Here is a 17,994-nt window from a genome sequence, read left to right on the forward strand (position 1 = left end):
CTCAGTCGCGGCCCAGCTCCAGCTCGACGCCGAACTGCCGCGACAGGCACGGCCACTGCTGCCAGGCCATCACAACCTGCGGGTCGTTGAGGCGGGCGCGGTAGCTGATGGCGGATTCGGCGCTGAAGGTGCTGTCGTCGAGCATGCCGTTGACCGCATGGTGCACCGCTTCATCCAGCTGGTTGGCGAAGGGCTCGCCGATCAGCTGGTGCGCCACCAGGTTGGCCACGGTGGTGTCCAGCGGGATCAGCGGCTGGTTGAAGTGGGCGATGTAGCGGTCGTTCACTTCCTCCACCAGGCGGTGGGCGAGGTAGGACTCGTCCAGCAGCGCGTCCAGGCCGTCGTGGCCGTCGAGCAGCGCTGGCGGGGTGAGGAAGAACTGTTCGGCGAGCTTGAGCACCGGCTTGATGCGGTCCTCGATGCCGGCTGCTCGCGCCACGGCGTTGGCGGCATCGAGGAAATCCGGCACCTGCTCGATATAGGCATGCACGAAGCGCGTCAGCGTACCGCTGGGGTCCTCGCCGGCCAGGGCGATGCTCGGGTGCAGGCTTTGCAGTTGGCTCTGGATCAGACGGGCGAGATGCCCATGGCGGGATTCGAGCAGATGGGCATTCCGGATCAGCTCACGCAGTGCAGCGGTGTTCATGACAACTCCAAGACAACGGGTTTGGAAAGTGAAGAAAGACCTTAGCCGCACCCCGGGCGTAGCTAAGACGCGATTGTCATATTCATGAACTGGTTATGCCGACACGGCATATCAGACGGCCAGCATGGTACTCCAAAGCCGCGCCGTCCGTGGCTTTGAGATCGCACTTCGGTCTTTCAAACACAGTTTTTACTCTGCGTTGTTATGTCGCAACCCGTGGCTATACTCCGCTTCGACACACCGAAAACCTGATGGACCCGGCCTGCCCTGCGTGCTGCCGAGGTAAGACGTCAAAGTAAGTTGTCTTGGCGGTCACTCCCTTGGCCGTTGGCTTGTTCAGGCTCGACCCCTCTGCAATGGGGATCGCAGCTAGGGCGCTATGCCGGCGGGATAAAAACAACGATAAGGGGAACCCGAATGCTGCGACATCCACGAGTCTGGATGGGCTTCCTTTTGCTCTTGGCTTTCAGTCAGGCAAACGCCGCCTGGACGGTCAACATGGCCCCCGGTGCGACAGAAGTCAGTCGTAACGTCTTCGATCTGCACATGACGATCTTCTGGATCTGCGTCGTCATCGGCATCGTCGTCTTTGGCGCGATGTTCTGGTCGATGATCGTCCACCGCCGGTCCACCGGGCAGCAGCCCGCGCATTTCCACGAGAGCACCACGGTGGAAATCCTCTGGACCGTCATTCCCTTCCTGATCCTGGTGGTGATGGCCGTCCCGGCCACCAAGACGCTGATCCACATGTACGACACCTCGGAGCCCGAGCTGGACGTGCAGGTCACCGGCTACCAGTGGAAGTGGCAATACAAGTACCTGGGCCAGGATGTGGAGTTCTTCTCCAACCTCGCCACGCCCCAGGACCAGATCCACAACAAGGCCGACAAGGACGAGCACTACCTGCTCGAAGTGGACAACCCGCTGGTGCTGCCGGCCGGGGTCAAGGTGCGCTTCCTGGTCACCTCCAGCGACGTGATCCACTCCTGGTGGGTGCCGGCCTTCGCGGTCAAGCGCGACGCCATTCCCGGCTTCGTCAACGAGGCCTGGACCAAGGTCGACCAGCCCGGCGTCTACCGCGGCCAGTGCGCCGAGCTGTGCGGCAAGGACCACGGTTTCATGCCCATCGTCGTCGACGTGAAGTCCAAGCCCGACTTCGACAAGTGGCTGGCCGAGCGCAAGGAAGAGGCGGTCAAGCTCAAGGAGCTGACCAGCAAGGAATGGACGAAGGAAGAGCTGGTCGCCCGTGGCGACAAGGTCTACCACACCATCTGCGCCGCCTGTCACCAGCCTGAAGGCCAGGGCATGCCGCCGATGTTCCCGGCGCTCAAGGGTTCGAAGATCGTCACCGGGCCCAAGGAGCACCACCTGGAAACCGTGTTCAACGGCGTTCCGGGCACGGCCATGGCGGCCTTCGGCAAGCAGCTCTCGGAAGTCGACATCGCCGCGGTGATCACCTTCGAGCGCAACAGCTGGGGCAACAACGACGGCGACATGGTGACCCCGCAGGACGTGGTCGCCTACAAGCAGAAACAACAATAAGGAGGCCGCGATGAGTACAGTGATCGATCACCCCGACCATTCTCACGCCGGCGACCACCACCACGGCCCCGCCAAGGGCCTGATGCGCTGGGTACTGACCACCAACCACAAGGACATCGGCACGCTGTACCTGTGGTTCAGCTTCTGCGCCTTCCTGCTTGGCGGCTCCTTCGCCATGGTGATCCGCGCCGAGCTGTTCCAGCCGGGCCTGCAGATCGTCGAGCCGGCGTTCTTCAACCAGATGACCACCATGCACGGCCTGGTGATGGTCTTCGGTGCGGTGATGCCGGCCTTCGTCGGCCTGGCCAACTGGATGGTGCCGCTGATGATCGGCGCGCCGGACATGGCCCTGCCACGGATGAACAACTTCAGCTTCTGGCTGCTGCCGGCGGCTTTCGGCCTGCTGGTGAGCACGCTGTTCATGCCCGGCGGCGGCCCGAACTTCGGCTGGACCTTCTACGCGCCGCTCTCCACCACCTTCGCGCCGCACAGCGTGACCTTCTTCATCTTCGCCATCCACCTGATGGGCATGAGTTCGATCATGGGCGCGATCAACGTGATCGCCACCATCCTCAACCTGCGCGCACCGGGCATGACGCTGATGAAGATGCCGCTGTTCGTCTGGACCTGGCTGATCACCGCGTTCCTGCTGATCGCGGTCATGCCGGTGCTGGCGGGTTGCGTGACCATGATGCTGATGGACATCCACTTCGGCACCAGCTTCTTCAGCGCGGCCGGCGGCGGCGACCCGGTGCTGTTCCAGCACGTGTTCTGGTTCTTCGGCCACCCCGAGGTGTACATCATGATCCTGCCGGCGTTCGGCGCCGTCAGCTCGATCATCCCGGCCTTCAGCCGCAAGCCGCTGTTCGGCTACACCTCGATGGTCTACGCCACCGCGTCGATCGCCTTCCTGTCCTTCGTCGTGTGGGCGCACCACATGTTCGTGGTCGGCATTCCGCTGGTGGGCGAGCTGTTCTTCATGTACGCGACCATGCTGATCGCCGTGCCCACCGGGGTGAAGGTGTTCAACTGGGCGTCGACCATGTGGCAGGGCTCGCTGACCTTCGAGACGCCGATGCTGTTCGCCGTGGCCTTCGTCATCCTGTTCACCATCGGCGGCTTCTCCGGGCTGATGCTGGCCATCGCCCCGGCGGACTTCCAGTACCAGGACACCTACTTCGTGGTGGCGCACTTCCACTACGTGCTGGTGCCCGGCGCGATCTTCGGCATCTTCGCCTCGGCCTACTACTGGCTGCCGAAATGGACCGGCCACATGTACGACGAGACCCTGGGCAAGCTGCACTTCTGGATGAGTTTCATCGGCATGAACATGGCGTTCTTCCCGATGCACTTCGTCGGCCTGGCCGGCATGCCGCGGCGGATTCCGGACTACAACCTGCAGTTCGCCGACTTCAACATGGTCTCGTCCATCGGCGCCTTCATGTTCGGCACCACGCAGCTGCTGTTCCTGTTCATCGTCATCAAGTGCATCCGTGGCGGCCCGGCAGCGCCGGCCAAACCCTGGGATGGCGCGGAAGGCCTGGAGTGGACGATTCCGTCGCCCGCGCCGTACCACACCTTCACCACGCCGCCCGAGGTGAAGTGAGGAACTGGCTCTTGTAGGAGCGAGCCTGCTCGCGAACCGGCCTCCCCCCGGAGGCCATGGCTTCAGGTGGTTCGCGAGCAAGCTCGCTCCTACGAAAAGAGGACAACAAGATGAGCGACGGCAACATCGAAACGCGCAAGCTGGTGACCCGGCTGGTCATTGCCGTGATCGCCATGTTCGCCTTCGGCTTCGCCCTGGTGCCGCTGTACGACGTGATGTGCAAGGCGCTGGGCATCAACGGCAAGACCTCCGGCACCGCCTACCAGGGCGATGGCCAGGTGGTCGATCAGTCGCGTGAGGTGAAGATCCAGTTCGTCGCCAACAACAACATCGACATGGTCTGGGAATTCCACCCCGAGTCGGAACAGCTGGTGGTGCACCCGGGCGCGGTGAACCAGATGCTGTTCGTGGCGCGCAACCCCACCGACAAGCCGATGACCGCCCAGGCGATCCCGAGCATCGCGCCGTCGGTGGCGGCCACCTACTTCCACAAGACCGAATGCTTCTGCTTCACCCAGCAGGTCCTGCAGCCGGGCGAGCGCATCGAAATGCCGGTGCGTTTCATTGTCGACCGCGACCTGCCCAAGGATGTGCGTCACCTGACGCTTGCTTACACGCTGTTCGACATCACTGCCCGCAAGCCACCCGTGGCCAGTAACGAGCGCTGAAGGGCAAAGGAGAACAAGAACAATGGCAACCCACGATCCCTATTACGTCCCCGCGCAGAGCAAGTGGCCGATCATCGCCACCGTCGGCATGCTGGTGACGCTGTTCGGCGTTGGCACCTGGATGAACGACATGAGCGCCGGCAAGGAGCACTCCCACGGCCCGTGGATCTTCTTCGCCGGCGGGCTGATCCTGGCGTACATGCTGTTCGGCTGGTTCGGCAACGTCATCAAGGAAAGCCGCGGCGGGCTCTACAGCCCGCAGATGGATCGCTCGTTCCGCTGGGGCATGAGCTGGTTCATCTTCTCGGAGGTGATGTTCTTCGCCGCCTTCTTCGGCGCCCTGTTCTACGTACGCCACTTCGTCAACCCGTGGCTGGGCGGCGAAGGGCATCACGGCATCTCGCACATGCTCTGGCCGCAGTTCGAGACCGGCTGGCCGCAGCTGAGCAACCCGGACAACAAACTCTTCCCGCCGCCCAAGGAAGTGATCGATCCGTGGAAGCTGCCGCTGATCAACACCTTGCTGCTGGTGACCTCCAGTTTCACCGTGACCTTCGCTCACCATGCAATGAAGAAGAACCATCGTGGCCCGCTGAAAATGTGGCTGGCGCTGACCGTGGCGCTGGGCGCGTGCTTCCTGGTGCTGCAGGCGTATGAGTACCACGAGGCTTACAGCGAACTGGGCCTGACTCTGGGTTCGGGCATCTACGGCGCGACCTTCTTCATGCTCACCGGCTTCCACGGCGCCCACGTGACCATCGGCGCGATCATGCTGAGCATCATGCTGATCCGCATCATCCGCGGGCACTTCGACGCCGACAAACACTTCGGTTTCGAAGCGGCCAGCTGGTACTGGCACTTCGTCGATGTGGTGTGGATCGGGCTGTTCATCTTCGTTTACGTGCTGTGAGGCGCGATGGCGCGGGCCAAGGCCCGCGCCTTTTTTGAGATCAGAAATGCCAGGGCGCAGAGCTGCCGAGTTGGCCGCTGAAGAAGCCCCAGGCGATAAGAGCGAGAGTCAGGGCAGTGAGGGTGACACGGACGGTCAGCGCATTGACCACCCGTGAACCGTGGCCCTCGTCCCTGACCAGGAAGAACAGGCCACTGAACAGGCTGACGACGGTCGCCAGCAACAACAGAACGATCGCAGCTTTGAGCACTACCGGCCTCCTGTCCGCAGGGGACTGGGGTTGAGGGGGATGTCTTGCAGTATAGCCAGCACGCTACCGAGCACCGTCAGGGCCGTACCACGCGCGCCTTCCGGCCCGGCATCGCGCCGACCCTGGTGGTCCTCGCGCTGTTGCCGGTGCTGATCGGCCTGGGTTTCTGGCAACTCTCCCGCGCCGCCGAAAAACGCACCCTCCTCGCCGCTGCCGAGGTGCAACGCCAGCAGGACCCGATCAGCATCGCCGAGCTCGATCGCCAGCCGCCGCGCAGCTACGTTCGTGTACGCCTGCAAGGCCAGCTCGACGCCGAGCACACCGCCCTGCTCGACAACCGCACCCGCAACGGCCAGGCCGGCGTCGAGGTGCTGCAACCCTTCTTCGACCGCGTCGGCCACCAGTGGCTGCTGGTCAACCGTGGTTGGGTGCCCTGGCCCGACCGCCGCGTACCACCGAAGGTCGACACGCCCAATCATGACCTGCTGCTGGATGCCTGGACCTACGTCCCGCCGCCCGCCACGCCAACCGTTCCGGTCGCCGGTTGGCCGCGCCTGATCACCCAGGTCGACGCGCCCTTCCTCTGGGACCAGCTTGGCCGCGAGGGCCAGGCCATGGAAATTCGCCTGGAGCCGGGCGACGCCGCCTTCGACACCGACTGGCCGATCGTCGCCATGCGCCCGGAGCGCCACGTCGGCTACGCCGTGCAGTGGTTCGCCCTGGCCATCGCGCTCTCCGCCCTCTACCTCTACCTCGGCATCCGTCGCGCACGGGAGACCTTCGACCATGACCGCCATGACTCTGCCTGACTCCACCGCCCGCCGCCGCGGGCGCGTGCAACTGCTGCTGATCCTCGGCATGGTGCTGGGGCCGATGCTGCTCGCCACCGCCATGTACAAGCTGCAGTTCTGGGTGCCGGAAGGCCGCAGTTACAGCGGCGACCTGATTGCCACCGGACAGACCCCGGCGGACCTCGGCGTACAGGCCGACAAGTCGAGCGAGCATTGGCAGCTGCTGGTCACCGCACCGGAAACCTGCACCAGCGACTGCCAGCAACTGGTCTACCTGGCGCGCCAGATCAATATCGGCCTGGGCCGCGAAGCCAGCCGCGCCGAACACGCGCTGGCCTTTGCCAAGCCGCTACCGGCCGAGTTCACCGGCCTGCTCGACAAGGACTACCCGCGCCTGCAGCGCCTGGGCCTGTCGCCCAACCAGCACACCGGCGCCCAGCCGCAGCTGTGGATCGTCGACCCGCACGGCAACCTGGTGCTGCGCTACGACGCCAAGGCCAACGGCAAGTCGATCCTTAAGGACCTGCAGTTGCTGCTGAAGCTGTCCAACATCGGTTAAGTCAGTTGAGACATCGCCAGCCCCAGACAACAACAAGATCGGGAGCGACGCATGATCCAGGCAAGACGCAAACCCGCCTTCTACGTCGCCGTGCTGGCCACGGCGCTGGCCTTTGTGGTCATCCTGCTGGGCGCCTATACCCGCCTGACCCACGCCGGTCTCGGCTGCCCGGACTGGCCCGGCTGCTACGGCTTCGTCCACGTGCCGCTGAATGAGGCGCAACTCGCTCATGCCGAAATGCACTTCCCCGACTCGCCGGTGGAAGCGCAGAAGGGCTGGAACGAGATGATCCACCGCTACTTCGCCGGCAGCCTCGGCCTGCTGATCCTCGGGCTGGCGGTGCACGCGCTGGTACGCCGGGGCCGCGACGGCCAGCCGATGCGACTGCCGCTGCTGCTGCTCGCCGTGGTGATCGCCCAGGCCGCATTCGGCATGTGGACGGTCACCCTCAAGCTCTGGCCGCAGGTCGTCACCGCGCACCTGTTGGGCGGTTTCACCACGCTGTCGCTGCTGTTCCTGCTCAGCCTCCGCCTGTCCGGCGCCTTCGCTCCGCTGCAGCTGCCGTCGAAGTTGCGTGCACTGGCAGCCCTCGCCCTGCTGATGGTGATCGGGCAGATCGCCCTCGGTGGCTGGGTCAGCAGCAACTATGCCGCGGTGGCTTGTATCGACCTGCCGATGTGCCACGGCGAGTGGTGGCCGAACATGGACTTCGCCAATGGCTTCCACCTTACCCAGCACATCGGCCCCAACTACCTGGGCGGCCAGCTCGACAGCGACGCACGCACGGCCATCCACATGACCCACCGCATGGGCGCGCTGTGCGTGACCGCGGTGATCCTGCTGCTGGCCTGGAACCTCCAGCGCCACGGCCTGATCGGCATTACCGCGCTGATGCTGCTGGGGCTGTCGTTCCAGATCGGCCTGGGCATCAGCAACGTCCTGCTGCACCTGCCGCTGCCCGTCGCAGTGGCGCACAACGGCGGCGGCGCCTTCCTGCTGCTGATGCTGGTGCTGGTGAACTACCGGGTGCGCGCGCCCGCAACGAAACGCGTCGAGCTGCCCGCCGGCGGCCCGATCGCCCTGGACGCCCTGGAGCGCCCGGTGGCCTATCCCTCGCAGGGATGAGATTGCACGGTTGAGCACGACGGCCGGCCGGCGCCAAGGCGCGCCGGCCCCCATTCACCCGATGGAGAAATACCCATGGCCAGCGTCATCAGCACTTCCAGCCAAGCCAGCTGGCGCGACCTGCTCGAACTGACCAAACCCAAGGTCGTGCTGCTCATGCTGATCACCTCGCTGATCGGCATGCTGCTCGCCACCAAGGCCGGCGTGCCCTGGCAGGTGCTGGTCTTCGGTAACCTCGGCATCGGCCTGTGCGCCGGCGGCGCGGCGGCGGTGAACCACGTGGTGGACAGGCGCATCGACTCGATCATGGCGCGTACCCACAAGCGCCCGCTGGCCGAAGGGCGCGTCTCGCCACCCATCGCGCTGGGCTTTGCCATGCTGCTGTCGGTGGCCGGGATGGCCGTGCTGCTGGTGTTCACCAATGCCCTGACCGCCTGGCTGACGCTGGCTTCGCTGCTGGGCTACGCGGCGCTCTACACCGGCTTTCTCAAGCGCGCCACGCCGCAGAACATCGTCATCGGCGGCCTCGCCGGCGCCGCCCCGCCGCTGCTGGGCTGGGTCGCGGTAACCGGGCAGGTCTCGGCCGAACCGCTGCTGCTGGTGCTGATCATCTTCGCCTGGACCCCGCCGCACTTCTGGGCGCTGTGCCTGCACCGCAAGGACGAGTACGCCAAGGCCGACATCCCGATGCTGCCGGTGACCCATGGCGAGCACTACACCAAGCTGCACATCCTGCTCTACACCCTGGTGCTGTTCGCGGTGACGCTGATGCCCTTCGCCATCCACATGGCCGGGCTGGTCTACCTGTTCGCCGCGCTGGCCCTGGGCGCGCGCTTCCTCGACTGGGCCTGGGCGCTCTACTGCGGCAGCCGACCCCATGCAGCGATCAAGACCTTCAAGTACTCTATCGCCTACCTGTTCCTGCTGTTCATCGCGCTGCTGGTGGACCACTACCTGCCGCTGCACCTGAACTACTGAGGATTCGCGAGCAATAACCAGACGTCCCCCTCGCTCCTGCAAGGTGTTTCCCTGTAGGAGCGAGCTTGCTCGCGAACCTCTCTGCTTCATTCCAGACGTCCCGACCCACGAGTACCCCATGACCCGAGTCAACAAGACCGTCTTCATCCTCGTCGCCATCGTCGCCGTGATCCTCGGCCTCACTGTCCAGAAGGTGCTCAACCAGCGGCACCAGCTCGACCCGACCGTGCTGCTCGACGCCGGCATCGTGATCCTGCCGCAAACCCGCAGCGTCCCCGACCTGACCTTCACCGACCAGGACAGCCAGCCGTTCCAGACCGCCAGCCTGAAGGACAAGTGGTCCCTGCTGTTCTTCGGCTACACCTTCTGCCCGGACGTCTGCCCCACTACCCTGGCGCAACTGCGCGAGCTGCAGACCAAGCTGCCGCCGGAAGTGGCGAAGAACCTGCAGGTGGTGTTCGTCAGCGTCGACCCGCACCGCGATACCGCGCCGCGCATCAAGGAATACCTCGGCTTCTTCAATGCCGGCTTCAAGGGCATCACCGGCTCGGAAGAGAACGTGCAGAAACTGGCGAATGCCATGAGCATTCCCTACATCCCGGCCGACACCAGCAAGCCCAACTACACCGTCGACCACAGCGGCAACCTGGTGCTGATCGGCCCGGACGGCACCCAACACGGCTTCATCCGCGCCCCGCTGCACAACGACAAGCTGGTCGCCCAGCTCCCCAGCGTGATCAGCGCCGCCAACTGAGCCCCGCGACACCGTGTCTCACCCCCAACGGCCACCCGATACAGGTGGCCGTTGTTTTTTCTGCGTCATTCGTCTCGATACCAGACAAACGCGAACTTTCTGCTAAACCTCATCTCATGGCTCTGGCGCGTTGTAATACGCGGTCTTGAAGCTTCCGGATGATTTTCCTGACCCCGTAGTCAATGTAAAAAATCTGCTACAGAAAGTCAGGCATCAGGAATGACTCATACTCCATATTAGAAACATTAATTAACACCTATGCCTGAGCCTGTTGCAGGATTACCGGGCCTTTCGGTGGGCATGGGGAGCCTCTGATGGGTGGTCATTCACGGCGAGGATGACATTTCCGTCCGGTCACAATAGGCAATTAGGCTAAACGCCAGGGTCCACGCGGCCTCGGTGGCGACCGGAAAACCGCGGGTCCAAACGTGACTTGTAGTTATCGCTTCGTACCACTCCAGAACTTCTTGATGCCCTCCAGGTTCGATTGCACAATGCCGCGGCCACCGGGTCACAAAACCCGGCCACTAAAACAACAAGACCGTTGCCAGTTCGATATCCCGGGTCGCCAACGTAGTAGCCCGGACAATCCCAGGATCACGCAGGAGATTTGCGAGTGCAGATCGGTGTACCCCTCGAGACCCAAGCCGGTGAGACGCGGGTCGCAGCAACGCCGGAGACGGTCAAGAAACTGATCGGGCAAGGCCATCAGGTGGTCATCCAGAGCGGTGCGGGCGTCAGCGCCAGCCAGCCGGATGCCGCCTACGAAGCTGTCGGCGCGAAGATCGGCACTGCCGCCGATGCGCTCGGCGCGGAACTGGTGCTGAAGGTTGTCGCGCCCAGCGAAAGCGAGCTGGCGCAGATGAAATCCGGCGCCGTGCTGCTCGGCATGCTCAATCCGTTCAACAACGAGAACATCGCCCGCATGGCCGAGCGCGGTATCACCGCCTTCGCCCTGGAAGCCGCGCCGCGTACTTCCCGCGCGCAGAGCCTGGACGTGCTCTCCTCCCAGGCCAACATCGCCGGCTACAAGGCCGTGTTGCTCGCCGCCCACCACTATCCGCGCTTCATGCCCATGCTGATGACCGCCGCCGGCACCGTTAAGGCTGCCCGCGTGCTGATCCTCGGCGCTGGCGTTGCCGGCCTGCAGGCCATCGCCACGGCCAAGCGCCTGGGTGCGGTGATCGAGGCCTCGGACGTTCGTCCGGCGGTGAAGGAGCAGATCGAGTCCCTGGGTGCCAAGTTCGTCGACGTCCCCTACGAGACCGATGAAGAGCGCGAGTGCGCCGAAGGCGTCGGCGGTTACGCCCGCCCGATGCCCGCCTCGTGGATGGAACGCCAGGCCAAGGCCGTGCACGAACGCGCCAAGCAGTCGGACATCGTCATCACCACCGCACTGATTCCGGGCCGCAAGGCACCGACCCTGCTGCACGAAGCGACCGTCGCGGAAATGAAGCCAGGCTCGGTAGTCATCGACCTCGCGGCCTCGCAAGGCGGCAACTGCCCGCTGACCGAAGCCGACCAGGTGGTGGTCAAGAACGGCGTGACCATCGTCGGCCTGAGCAACCTGGCCGCGCTGGTACCGGCGGATGCCTCCGCACTCTACGCACGCAACCTGCTCGACTTCCTCAAGCTCACCCTGACCGCCGAAGGCTTCACGGTGAACATGGAAGACGACATCGTCGCTGCCTGCCTGATGTGCCGCGACGGCCAGATCGTGCGCAAGAACGGCTGACGCACAACGCCCTTCTTATATATGAACGCCGGGCGCGAGCCCGGCCTCAAGACCGGTGAGAAACTATGGAAGACATGCTGATCTCCCACGGCATCTACAACCTGATCATCTTCGTGCTGGCGATCTACGTCGGCTACCACGTGGTCTGGAACGTCACCCCCGCGCTGCACACCCCGCTGATGGCAGTGACCAACGCCATTTCCGCAATCGTGATCGTCGGCGCCATGCTGGCCGCCGCCCTGACCGTCACCCCGCTGGGCAAGGCCATGGGCACCCTGGCCGTGGCCCTGGCTGCCGTGAATGTGTTCGGTGGCTTCCTGGTCACCCGCCGCATGCTGGAAATGTTCAAGAAGAAAGCGCCGAAGGCGGAGAAGCACTGACATGAGCATGAACCTCGTCACCCTCCTCTACCTCATCGCCTCGGTCTGCTTCATCCAGGCCCTCAAAGGCCTGTCGCACCCGACCACCTCGCGCCGCGGCAACCTGTTCGGCATGATCGGCATGGCCATCGCCGCGCTGACCACCGTCGCACTGGTGTTCAAGATCAGCAGCGAAATCGCCACCACCGGCATCGTCTACGTGATCGTCGGCCTGCTGGCCGGCGGCACCGCCGGTTCGATCATGGCCAAGCGCGTTGAGATGACCAAGATGCCGGAACTGGTCGCCTTCATGCACAGCATGATCGGCCTGGCCGCCGTGTTCATCGCCATCGCCGCCGTGGTCGAGCCGCAGTCGCTGGGCATCGTGCAGAACCTGGGCGATACCATTCCCACCGGCAACCGCCTGGAACTGTTCCTCGGCGCAGCCATCGGCGCCATCACCTTCTCCGGTTCGGTGATCGCCTTCGGCAAGCTGTCGGGCAAATACAAGTTCCGCCTGTTCCAGGGCGCCCCGGTGCAGTTCGCCGGCCAGCACATGCTCAACCTGGTGCTGGGCCTGACCACCCTGGGCCTGGGCCTGCTGTTCATGTTCACCGGCAACCTGACCGCCTTCGTCGTGATGCTGGCCCTGGCCTTCGTCCTCGGCGTACTGATCATCATCCCGATCGGCGGCGCGGACATGCCGGTCGTGGTGTCGATGCTGAACTCCTACTCCGGCTGGGCCGCGGCAGGTATTGGCTTCTCGCTGAACAACTCGATGCTGATCATCGCCGGCTCCCTGGTGGGCTCCTCGGGCGCGATCCTCTCCTACATCATGTGCAAGGCGATGAACCGCTCGTTCTTCAACGTCATCCTCGGCGGCTTTGGCGCCGAAGCGGACGCTGGCGGCCCGGCCGGTGCCAAGGAAGCCCGCCCGGTGAAATCCGGCTCGGCCGACGACGCCTCGTTCCTGCTGACCAACGCCGACAGCGTGATCATCGTTCCTGGCTACGGCCTGGCGGTGGCCCGTGCCCAGCACGCGCTGATGGAGCTGGCCGAGAAGCTGACCCATCGCGGCGTCAACGTGAAGTTCGCCATCCACCCGGTTGCCGGCCGTATGCCGGGCCACATGAACGTCCTGCTGGCCGAGGCCGAAGTGCCTTACGAGCAGGTGTTCGAGATGGAAGACATCAACTCCGAGTTCGGCCAGACCGACGTGGTGCTGGTACTGGGCGCCAACGACGTGGTGAACCCGGCGGCGAAGAACGATCCGAAGTCGCCGATCGCCGGCATGCCGATCCTCGAGGCCTACAAAGCCAAGACCGTGATCGTCAACAAGCGCTCGATGGCCAGCGGCTACGCCGGCCTGGACAACGAACTGTTCTACCTGGACAAGACCATGATGGTCTTCGGCGACGCCAAGAAAGTCATCGAAGACATGGTCAAGGCCGTCGAATAAGACGACCGCTGATCCACAAGACACCGGCCTCGCGCCGGTGTCTTGCTTTCGGGCAAAACGAAAAGCGCTGGACATTGGTAGTAAGAAGGCCCCGGCCGGGCGATTTTTCGACCTTGGTATAAGAGCCAAAAATCGCCGAGTCCCTAGACTGGCGGCCTCGCACTTCCTACTGCCCGAGGTTTTCCCATGTTCCGTGATCGCGTGCGTATGTCCTCCCTGCTGGACAAGGTGATGACTGCCGACCAGGCCGCGGCCCTTATCAAGGACGGCATGACCGTCGGCATGAGCGGTTTCACCCGCGCCGGCGAAGCCAAAGCCGTACCCAAGGCCCTCGCCGAGCGCGCCAAGCAGGAGCCGCTGCGCATCAGCCTGATGACCGGCGCCAGCCTGGGCAACGACCTCGACAAGCAACTCACCGAAGCCGGCGTGCTGGCCCGCCGCATGCCCTTCCAGGTCGACAGCACCCTGCGCAAGGCGATCAACGCCGGCGAAGTCATGTTCATCGACCAGCACCTGTCGGAAACCGTCGAGCAACTGCGCAACCACCAGCTCAAGCTGCCGGACATCGCCGTCATCGAAGCTGTCGCCATCACCGAGGAAGGCCACATCGTGCCGACCACCTCGGTGGGCAACTCGGCCAGCTTCGCGATCTTCGCCAAGCAGGTGATCGTCGAGATCAACGTCGCGCACAACGCCAACCTCGAAGGCCTGCACGACATCTATATCCCGACCTACCGCCCGACCCGCACGCCGATCCCGTTGACAAAGGTCGACGATCGCATCGGCAGCACCGCCATCCCGATCCCGGCGGAAAAGATCGTCGCCATCGTCGTCAACGACCAGCCGGACTCCCCGTCCACCGTGCTGCCGCCGGACAGCGAAACCCAAGCCATTGCCAACCACCTGATCGACTTCTTCAAGCGTGAAGTGGACGCCGGCCGCATGAGCAACAGCCTCGGCCCGCTGCAGGCTGGCGTCGGCACCATCGCCAACGCTGTGATGTGTGGCCTGATACAGTCGCCGTTCGAGAACCTGACCATGTACTCCGAAGTACTGCAGGACTCGACCTTCGACCTGATGGATGCGGGCAAGCTGCGCTTCGCCTCGGGTAGCTCCATCACCCTGTCTGCGCGCCGCAACGCCGAGGTGTTCGGCAACCTGGAGCGCTACAAGGACAAGCTGGTCCTGCGCCCGCAGGAAATCTCCAACCACCCCGAAGTGGTTCGTCGCCTGGGCATCATCGGCATCAACACCGCGCTGGAATTCGACATCTACGGCAACGTGAACTCCACCCACGTGGGCGGCACCAAGATGATGAATGGCATCGGCGGCTCGGGCGACTTCGCCCGTAATGCGCACCTGGCCATCTTCGTTACCAAGTCCATCGCCAAGGGCGGCAATATCTCCAGCGTGGTGCCGATGGTCAGCCACGTCGATCACACCGAGCACGACGTGGACATCCTGGTCACCGAAGCAGGCCTGGCCGACCTGCGTGGCCTGGCACCGCGCGAGCGCGCCCGGGTGATCATCGACAACTGTGTGCACCCGTCCTACCGCGATGCCCTGAACAGTTACTTCGACGCTGCCTGCGAGCGCGGCGGGCATACTCCGCACATCCTGCGCGAGGCCCTGGAGTGGCACATCAATCTGGAAGAACGCGGCCACATGCTGGCAGCGAGCTGATCCGGAGCCGCTGGCGGGTCATTCAGCAATGAATGGCCCGCCAGGGTTTACAGCCGGAAAAAAACCACGTAAAAACACTCCTGAACAGATTTTTATCCCGCTCCAACTGTTCAGTTTCCCCCGCCGCCAACCTGGCCGGCACACGCAACAAGCCACATACGCCCACCAATTGCGCACCAGAATGGAGCGCAACGGTACAGTTCGCCCCGAAAAAGACCATTACAGTTCGAAATTACAATCGGCTGACCAACTGCAATACAGCACAACTGTACCTGTCATCTCTGACTGAAAAGTCAGATCATATGCTCAATCCATTCAGCAACTGACTACTCGCCACAAGCGAGAAGGATGACCACCATGGAACGTACCCTCGGTTCCGCAGCTCTGAGCACCACCCGTAGCACCTCCAGCGCCCATCGTGGCCTCGTCGGCACCGTTCGCCTGTGGCAGCGCCGCATGGAAAGCCGCCGCCAGCTGGCCCGCCTGGACTCCCGCCTGCTGGCCGACGCCGGCATCAGCGAAGCCCAGCGTTACGCCGAACTGAACAAGCCGTTCTGGCGCTGATTCAACAGTACAACTGAGCCACACTCTCCAGGCTCGCCGTAACTGTACTGGTAAGTTCGTTGCCCCGGCCGCTCAGCCAGAGCGGCCCTCGGGCAGCAGCCCTTCCTTCTCCGCCCGCCCGTCCAGTAGATCGCGATACAGATCTGCCCAGACACGCCCCATCGCATCAGCCGTGAACAGCTCCTGGTAGCGAGCTTCCGCCTGACGTCCCATCTCTGCCGCCTGCTCGGGATTATCCCAACACCACTTCATCGCCTGCCGGAAGGCCAGGGGATCGCTGGGTGGCACCACCAGTCCGGTCACCCCATTGGCATTGATGAAGCTGGTGCCGGTGCCGATCTCGCTGGAAATCATCGGCTTGCCATACATCGCCCCTTCCAGAAGGGAAATGCCGAAAGCTTCCGAGCGCAGGTGCGAGGGGAATACGATGGCCCGCGATAGCTGCAACAGGGCAACCTTGTCTTCCTCGCTCACCCGCCCGACAAAACGTACGTGCGACTCGACGCCCAAGGCCGCGGCCTGAGCCTTCAATTGCTGCTCCAGCGGCCCGGCGCCCACTATCACCAACGGGTATCCGGTGCCTTGCACAGCGTCCAGCAGGATATGCAGGCCCTTGTAGTAGCGCATCACACCGACGAACAGGAAAAACTGTTCCCCTACCTCACGACGCCAGCGCTCGATGCATTCCTGTGCCGGGAGCGGATAAGCCTGCTTGTCCAGCCCGTAGGGAATGACCTCTGCCTTGTGCTGGTAGCGGCGCAGGACCTCGCTGGAGCCCAGGTAGTTGGGCGAGGCCGCGACGATGCGGTCCACGCTGCCGAGGAAGCGATGCATCAGCGGCTGGTACAGTTTGAACAGGTGCCGTTGGCGGACGATGTCAGAGTGGTAGGTCACCACCGTCGGCTTGTCGATGCCCGCCAACAGATGCACCAGATCCATGAACGGCCAGGGGAAGTGGAAATTGATGATGTCCGCTTCCGCCGCGAGCTTGCGGAACTGCGGTATGACGCTGTAGGAGAAGCCGGTGGAGGCCAGTTGGAGATCGAGGCGCGCCCGGTAGACAGCATGCCCATCGACCATCAGCTCCGCAGGCTCGGGGTTGGCGCTCAGGGTGAGCACCTGGTGCTCGATGCCATGGTGTCGACCCGTCCGGCAGAGCTGATTGATCACCTGCTCGATGCCGCCCACGGAATCCGGTAGATACGTCTTGAAGAAATGCAGTACGCGCATTCAGCCTCCCACAGCCATTCGGTAGGCGTCGCTGGTTATCCGGGCGCAACGTTGCCAACTGAAATCCCGGGCCCTCTCCAGCCCCAGCGCCCGACAACGCTGTCTGAGAGAAGGGTTCTCCTCCAGCTCCTGCAGAGCGGAGTACATCTCCAGCGGATCATGGGCATCGACATAGATACCCGCCTCTCCCGCCACTTCCGGCAACGAGGAGGTTCGAGTCAGCAATACCGGTACCCCACTGGCCATCGCTTCGAGCACAGGCAGGCCGAAGCCTTCATAGAGCGAAGGGAAGAGCAACGCCCTTGCCCCGGCCAGCAACGCGGCCAACACCTCGTCGCTCTGGTAGCCGAGCACCTTTGCCCAGCCACCTTTCACGGCGACATCCAGCGTCTCATCCAGTCCCTCGCTGCGCCAGCCTGGCATTCCGACTATCACCAACGGCAGGCGCGTGCGCAGCGACTCCGGCAGCAGGGCATGGGCACGCAGCGCCAGCTGGAGGTTCTTGCGTGGCTCCAAGGTTCCAACGCAGATCAGATACTGCCCCGCCGACAATCCAAACGCGGCCAACGCGGGCGCAAGCTCCGGATTCGCACGGGGCCTGAAGCGTGGCGCATATCCCAACGGCGCGACCACCACTCGCTCATCCGGCAAGGCGAAATGGCGACGAATCTCTCCGGCAACATACTCGGAGTCCGTCAGCACACATTGCGCCCGCTCGACGCCACGGCCGACATGGCGTTCGATCTCGGCCAGACGATCAGCGGGCTGGGTCTGCGGGTAGTGCACATGGGTCAAGTCGTGCAGGGTCATGACCATCGGCCCGTCGAACTCCAGCGGCCACAGGCTGGGCTCGTGGTAAAGGTCGATCGAGCGCTGGCGCAGCCCACGGTCGAAGCTGCCCTGCTCCAGCCAGCGACGAATGCGGTAGGCACCCGGCACTCGCTTGGCCAGCGCTGTACGGCGGGAATAGCCGGGCAGCGATGCCGGGGGAAGATCGACGGCCCATTGGCGACCTAGGAAAAGCTGCAGGCTGACCTCGGCCTGATCCTGCAGTGCCTGCGTCAGGGCAGACACATACTGGCCGATGCCGGTTTTCGGCGCCTGGAGGATGCGGGCGTTCAGGGCGACGTGCACG

General features: G+C 63.8%; 18 protein-coding genes. 14 read left to right on the forward strand and 4 right to left on the reverse strand.

Annotation, left to right across the window (positions count from 1 at the left end):
* Nucleotide 1: 1 nt before the first annotated feature.
* Nucleotides 2–646 (reverse strand): hypothetical protein, encoded by a 645-nt coding sequence (locus tag A6723_RS29565; RefSeq protein WP_024763723.1) that lies wholly within the window; start codon nucleotides 644–646, stop codon nucleotides 2–4.
* 417 nt (nucleotides 647–1,063) lie between these two features.
* On the opposite strand from A6723_RS29565, the gene coxB reads away from it, so the two are divergent.
* The 4 genes from coxB (at nucleotide 1,064) to A6723_RS29585 (ending at nucleotide 5,372) form a co-directional block, all read left to right on the forward strand.
* Nucleotides 1,064–2,188 carry a cytochrome c oxidase subunit II gene (gene coxB, locus A6723_RS29570; protein WP_082450863.1) on the forward strand — a complete coding sequence of 375 codons (1,125 nt, stop codon included), beginning with the start codon at nucleotides 1,064–1,066 and terminating at the stop codon, nucleotides 2,186–2,188.
* Nucleotides 2,189–2,198: 10 nt separating this feature from the next.
* Nucleotides 2,199–3,794 (forward strand): cytochrome c oxidase subunit I, encoded by a 1,596-nt coding sequence (ctaD, locus tag A6723_RS29575; RefSeq protein WP_065348218.1) that lies wholly within the window; start codon nucleotides 2,199–2,201, stop codon nucleotides 3,792–3,794.
* A 110-nt stretch (nucleotides 3,795–3,904) separates the two neighbouring features.
* On the forward strand, nucleotides 3,905–4,462 hold the full coding sequence (locus tag A6723_RS29580; protein ID WP_054910649.1) for a cytochrome c oxidase assembly protein: 558 nt from the start codon (nucleotides 3,905–3,907) through the stop codon (nucleotides 4,460–4,462).
* 22 nt (nucleotides 4,463–4,484) lie between these two features.
* A complete protein-coding gene (locus A6723_RS29585; protein WP_054910650.1) occupies nucleotides 4,485–5,372 on the forward strand; it encodes a cytochrome c oxidase subunit 3 in 888 nt (295 codons plus the stop codon).
* 40 nt (nucleotides 5,373–5,412) lie between these two features.
* Here the strand turns inward: A6723_RS29585 and A6723_RS29590 are convergent, their stop codons facing one another.
* Entirely contained in the window at nucleotides 5,413–5,622 is a 210-nt protein-coding gene (locus A6723_RS29590) for a twin transmembrane helix small protein (RefSeq protein ID WP_054910651.1), read from the reverse strand.
* 44 nt (nucleotides 5,623–5,666) lie between these two features.
* Here A6723_RS29590 and A6723_RS29595 point away from each other — a divergent pair, with 44 nt between their 5' ends.
* From A6723_RS29595 to A6723_RS29640, 10 genes are all read left to right on the forward strand, one after another.
* Nucleotides 5,667–6,431, forward strand: a complete 765-nt coding sequence (locus A6723_RS29595) for an SURF1 family protein (protein ID WP_054910652.1) — start codon at nucleotides 5,667–5,669, stop codon at nucleotides 6,429–6,431.
* Nucleotides 6,409–6,972, forward strand: coding sequence for a hypothetical protein (locus tag A6723_RS29600; RefSeq protein WP_054910653.1), 564 nt, complete (start codon nucleotides 6,409–6,411; stop codon nucleotides 6,970–6,972). Before A6723_RS29595 ends, A6723_RS29600 begins: the two co-directional genes overlap by 23 nt.
* Before the next feature lie 51 nt (nucleotides 6,973–7,023).
* On the forward strand, nucleotides 7,024–8,097 hold the full coding sequence (locus A6723_RS29605) for a heme A synthase (protein ID WP_065348219.1): 1,074 nt from the start codon (nucleotides 7,024–7,026) through the stop codon (nucleotides 8,095–8,097).
* A 75-nt stretch (nucleotides 8,098–8,172) separates the two neighbouring features.
* Nucleotides 8,173–9,075 carry a heme o synthase gene (cyoE, locus tag A6723_RS29610; protein ID WP_054907495.1) on the forward strand — a complete coding sequence of 301 codons (903 nt, stop codon included), beginning with the start codon at nucleotides 8,173–8,175 and terminating at the stop codon, nucleotides 9,073–9,075.
* 118 nt (nucleotides 9,076–9,193) lie between these two features.
* Nucleotides 9,194–9,829 carry an SCO family protein gene (locus A6723_RS29615; RefSeq protein WP_054907496.1) on the forward strand — a complete coding sequence of 212 codons (636 nt, stop codon included), beginning with the start codon at nucleotides 9,194–9,196 and terminating at the stop codon, nucleotides 9,827–9,829.
* Nucleotides 9,830–10,445: 616 nt separating this feature from the next.
* A complete protein-coding gene (locus tag A6723_RS29620; RefSeq protein ID WP_054907497.1) occupies nucleotides 10,446–11,564 on the forward strand; it encodes a Re/Si-specific NAD(P)(+) transhydrogenase subunit alpha in 1,119 nt (372 codons plus the stop codon).
* 65 nt (nucleotides 11,565–11,629) lie between these two features.
* Nucleotides 11,630–11,944 (forward strand): NAD(P) transhydrogenase subunit alpha, encoded by a 315-nt coding sequence (locus A6723_RS29625; RefSeq protein ID WP_015474896.1) that lies wholly within the window; start codon nucleotides 11,630–11,632, stop codon nucleotides 11,942–11,944.
* Nucleotide 11,945: 1 nt separating this feature from the next.
* On the forward strand, nucleotides 11,946–13,382 hold the full coding sequence (locus A6723_RS29630; RefSeq protein ID WP_065348220.1) for an NAD(P)(+) transhydrogenase (Re/Si-specific) subunit beta: 1,437 nt from the start codon (nucleotides 11,946–11,948) through the stop codon (nucleotides 13,380–13,382).
* Between the two features lie 186 nt (nucleotides 13,383–13,568).
* The gene (locus A6723_RS29635; RefSeq protein WP_054907498.1) at nucleotides 13,569–15,065 is read left to right on the forward strand and encodes an acetyl-CoA hydrolase/transferase family protein; all 1,497 of its coding nucleotides are present in this window, start codon (nucleotides 13,569–13,571) and stop codon (nucleotides 15,063–15,065) included.
* A 357-nt stretch (nucleotides 15,066–15,422) separates the two neighbouring features.
* Complete coding sequence (locus A6723_RS29640; protein WP_015474893.1) at nucleotides 15,423–15,629, forward strand: DUF1127 domain-containing protein; 207 nt, start codon at nucleotides 15,423–15,425, stop codon at nucleotides 15,627–15,629.
* A 72-nt stretch (nucleotides 15,630–15,701) separates the two neighbouring features.
* On the opposite strand, the gene A6723_RS29645 is transcribed toward A6723_RS29640, so the two are convergent.
* Together A6723_RS29645 and A6723_RS29650 are read right to left on the reverse strand one after the other, a co-directional pair.
* Entirely contained in the window at nucleotides 15,702–16,859 is a 1,158-nt protein-coding gene (locus A6723_RS29645; RefSeq protein ID WP_054907499.1) for a glycosyltransferase family 4 protein, read from the reverse strand.
* Nucleotides 16,860–17,993 (reverse strand): glycosyltransferase family 1 protein, encoded by a 1,134-nt coding sequence (locus A6723_RS29650; RefSeq protein ID WP_054907500.1) that lies wholly within the window; start codon nucleotides 17,991–17,993, stop codon nucleotides 16,860–16,862.
* Between the last annotated feature and the right edge of the window lies 1 nt (nucleotide 17,994).

It is taken from the genome of Pseudomonas sp. AU11447, assembly GCF_001672555.2.
GTDB classification, from domain to species: Bacteria; Pseudomonadota; Gammaproteobacteria; order Pseudomonadales; family Pseudomonadaceae; genus Pseudomonas; species Pseudomonas nitroreducens.

Coding starts and splice junctions, on each gene's coding strand:
- A6723_RS29600 (WP_054910653.1), top strand. CDS start 6,409: ATGACCGCCATGACTCTGCCTGACTCCACCGCCCGCCGCCGCGGGCGC.
- A6723_RS29585 (WP_054910650.1), top strand. CDS start 4,485: ATGGCAACCCACGATCCCTATTACGTCCCCGCGCAGAGCAAGTGGCCG.
- A6723_RS29565 (WP_024763723.1), bottom strand. CDS start 646: ATGAACACCGCTGCACTGCGTGAGCTGATCCGGAATGCCCATCTGCTC.
- ctaD (WP_065348218.1), top strand. CDS start 2,199: ATGAGTACAGTGATCGATCACCCCGACCATTCTCACGCCGGCGACCAC.
- A6723_RS29615 (WP_054907496.1), top strand. CDS start 9,194: ATGACCCGAGTCAACAAGACCGTCTTCATCCTCGTCGCCATCGTCGCC.
- A6723_RS29635 (WP_054907498.1), top strand. CDS start 13,569: ATGTTCCGTGATCGCGTGCGTATGTCCTCCCTGCTGGACAAGGTGATG.
- coxB (WP_082450863.1), top strand. CDS start 1,064: ATGCTGCGACATCCACGAGTCTGGATGGGCTTCCTTTTGCTCTTGGCT.
- A6723_RS29625 (WP_015474896.1), top strand. CDS start 11,630: ATGGAAGACATGCTGATCTCCCACGGCATCTACAACCTGATCATCTTC.
- A6723_RS29630 (WP_065348220.1), top strand. CDS start 11,946: ATGAGCATGAACCTCGTCACCCTCCTCTACCTCATCGCCTCGGTCTGC.
- A6723_RS29605 (WP_065348219.1), top strand. CDS start 7,024: ATGATCCAGGCAAGACGCAAACCCGCCTTCTACGTCGCCGTGCTGGCC.
- A6723_RS29645 (WP_054907499.1), bottom strand. CDS start 16,859: ATGCGCGTACTGCATTTCTTCAAGACGTATCTACCGGATTCCGTGGGC.
- cyoE (WP_054907495.1), top strand. CDS start 8,173: ATGGCCAGCGTCATCAGCACTTCCAGCCAAGCCAGCTGGCGCGACCTG.
- A6723_RS29580 (WP_054910649.1), top strand. CDS start 3,905: ATGAGCGACGGCAACATCGAAACGCGCAAGCTGGTGACCCGGCTGGTC.
- A6723_RS29640 (WP_015474893.1), top strand. CDS start 15,423: ATGGAACGTACCCTCGGTTCCGCAGCTCTGAGCACCACCCGTAGCACC.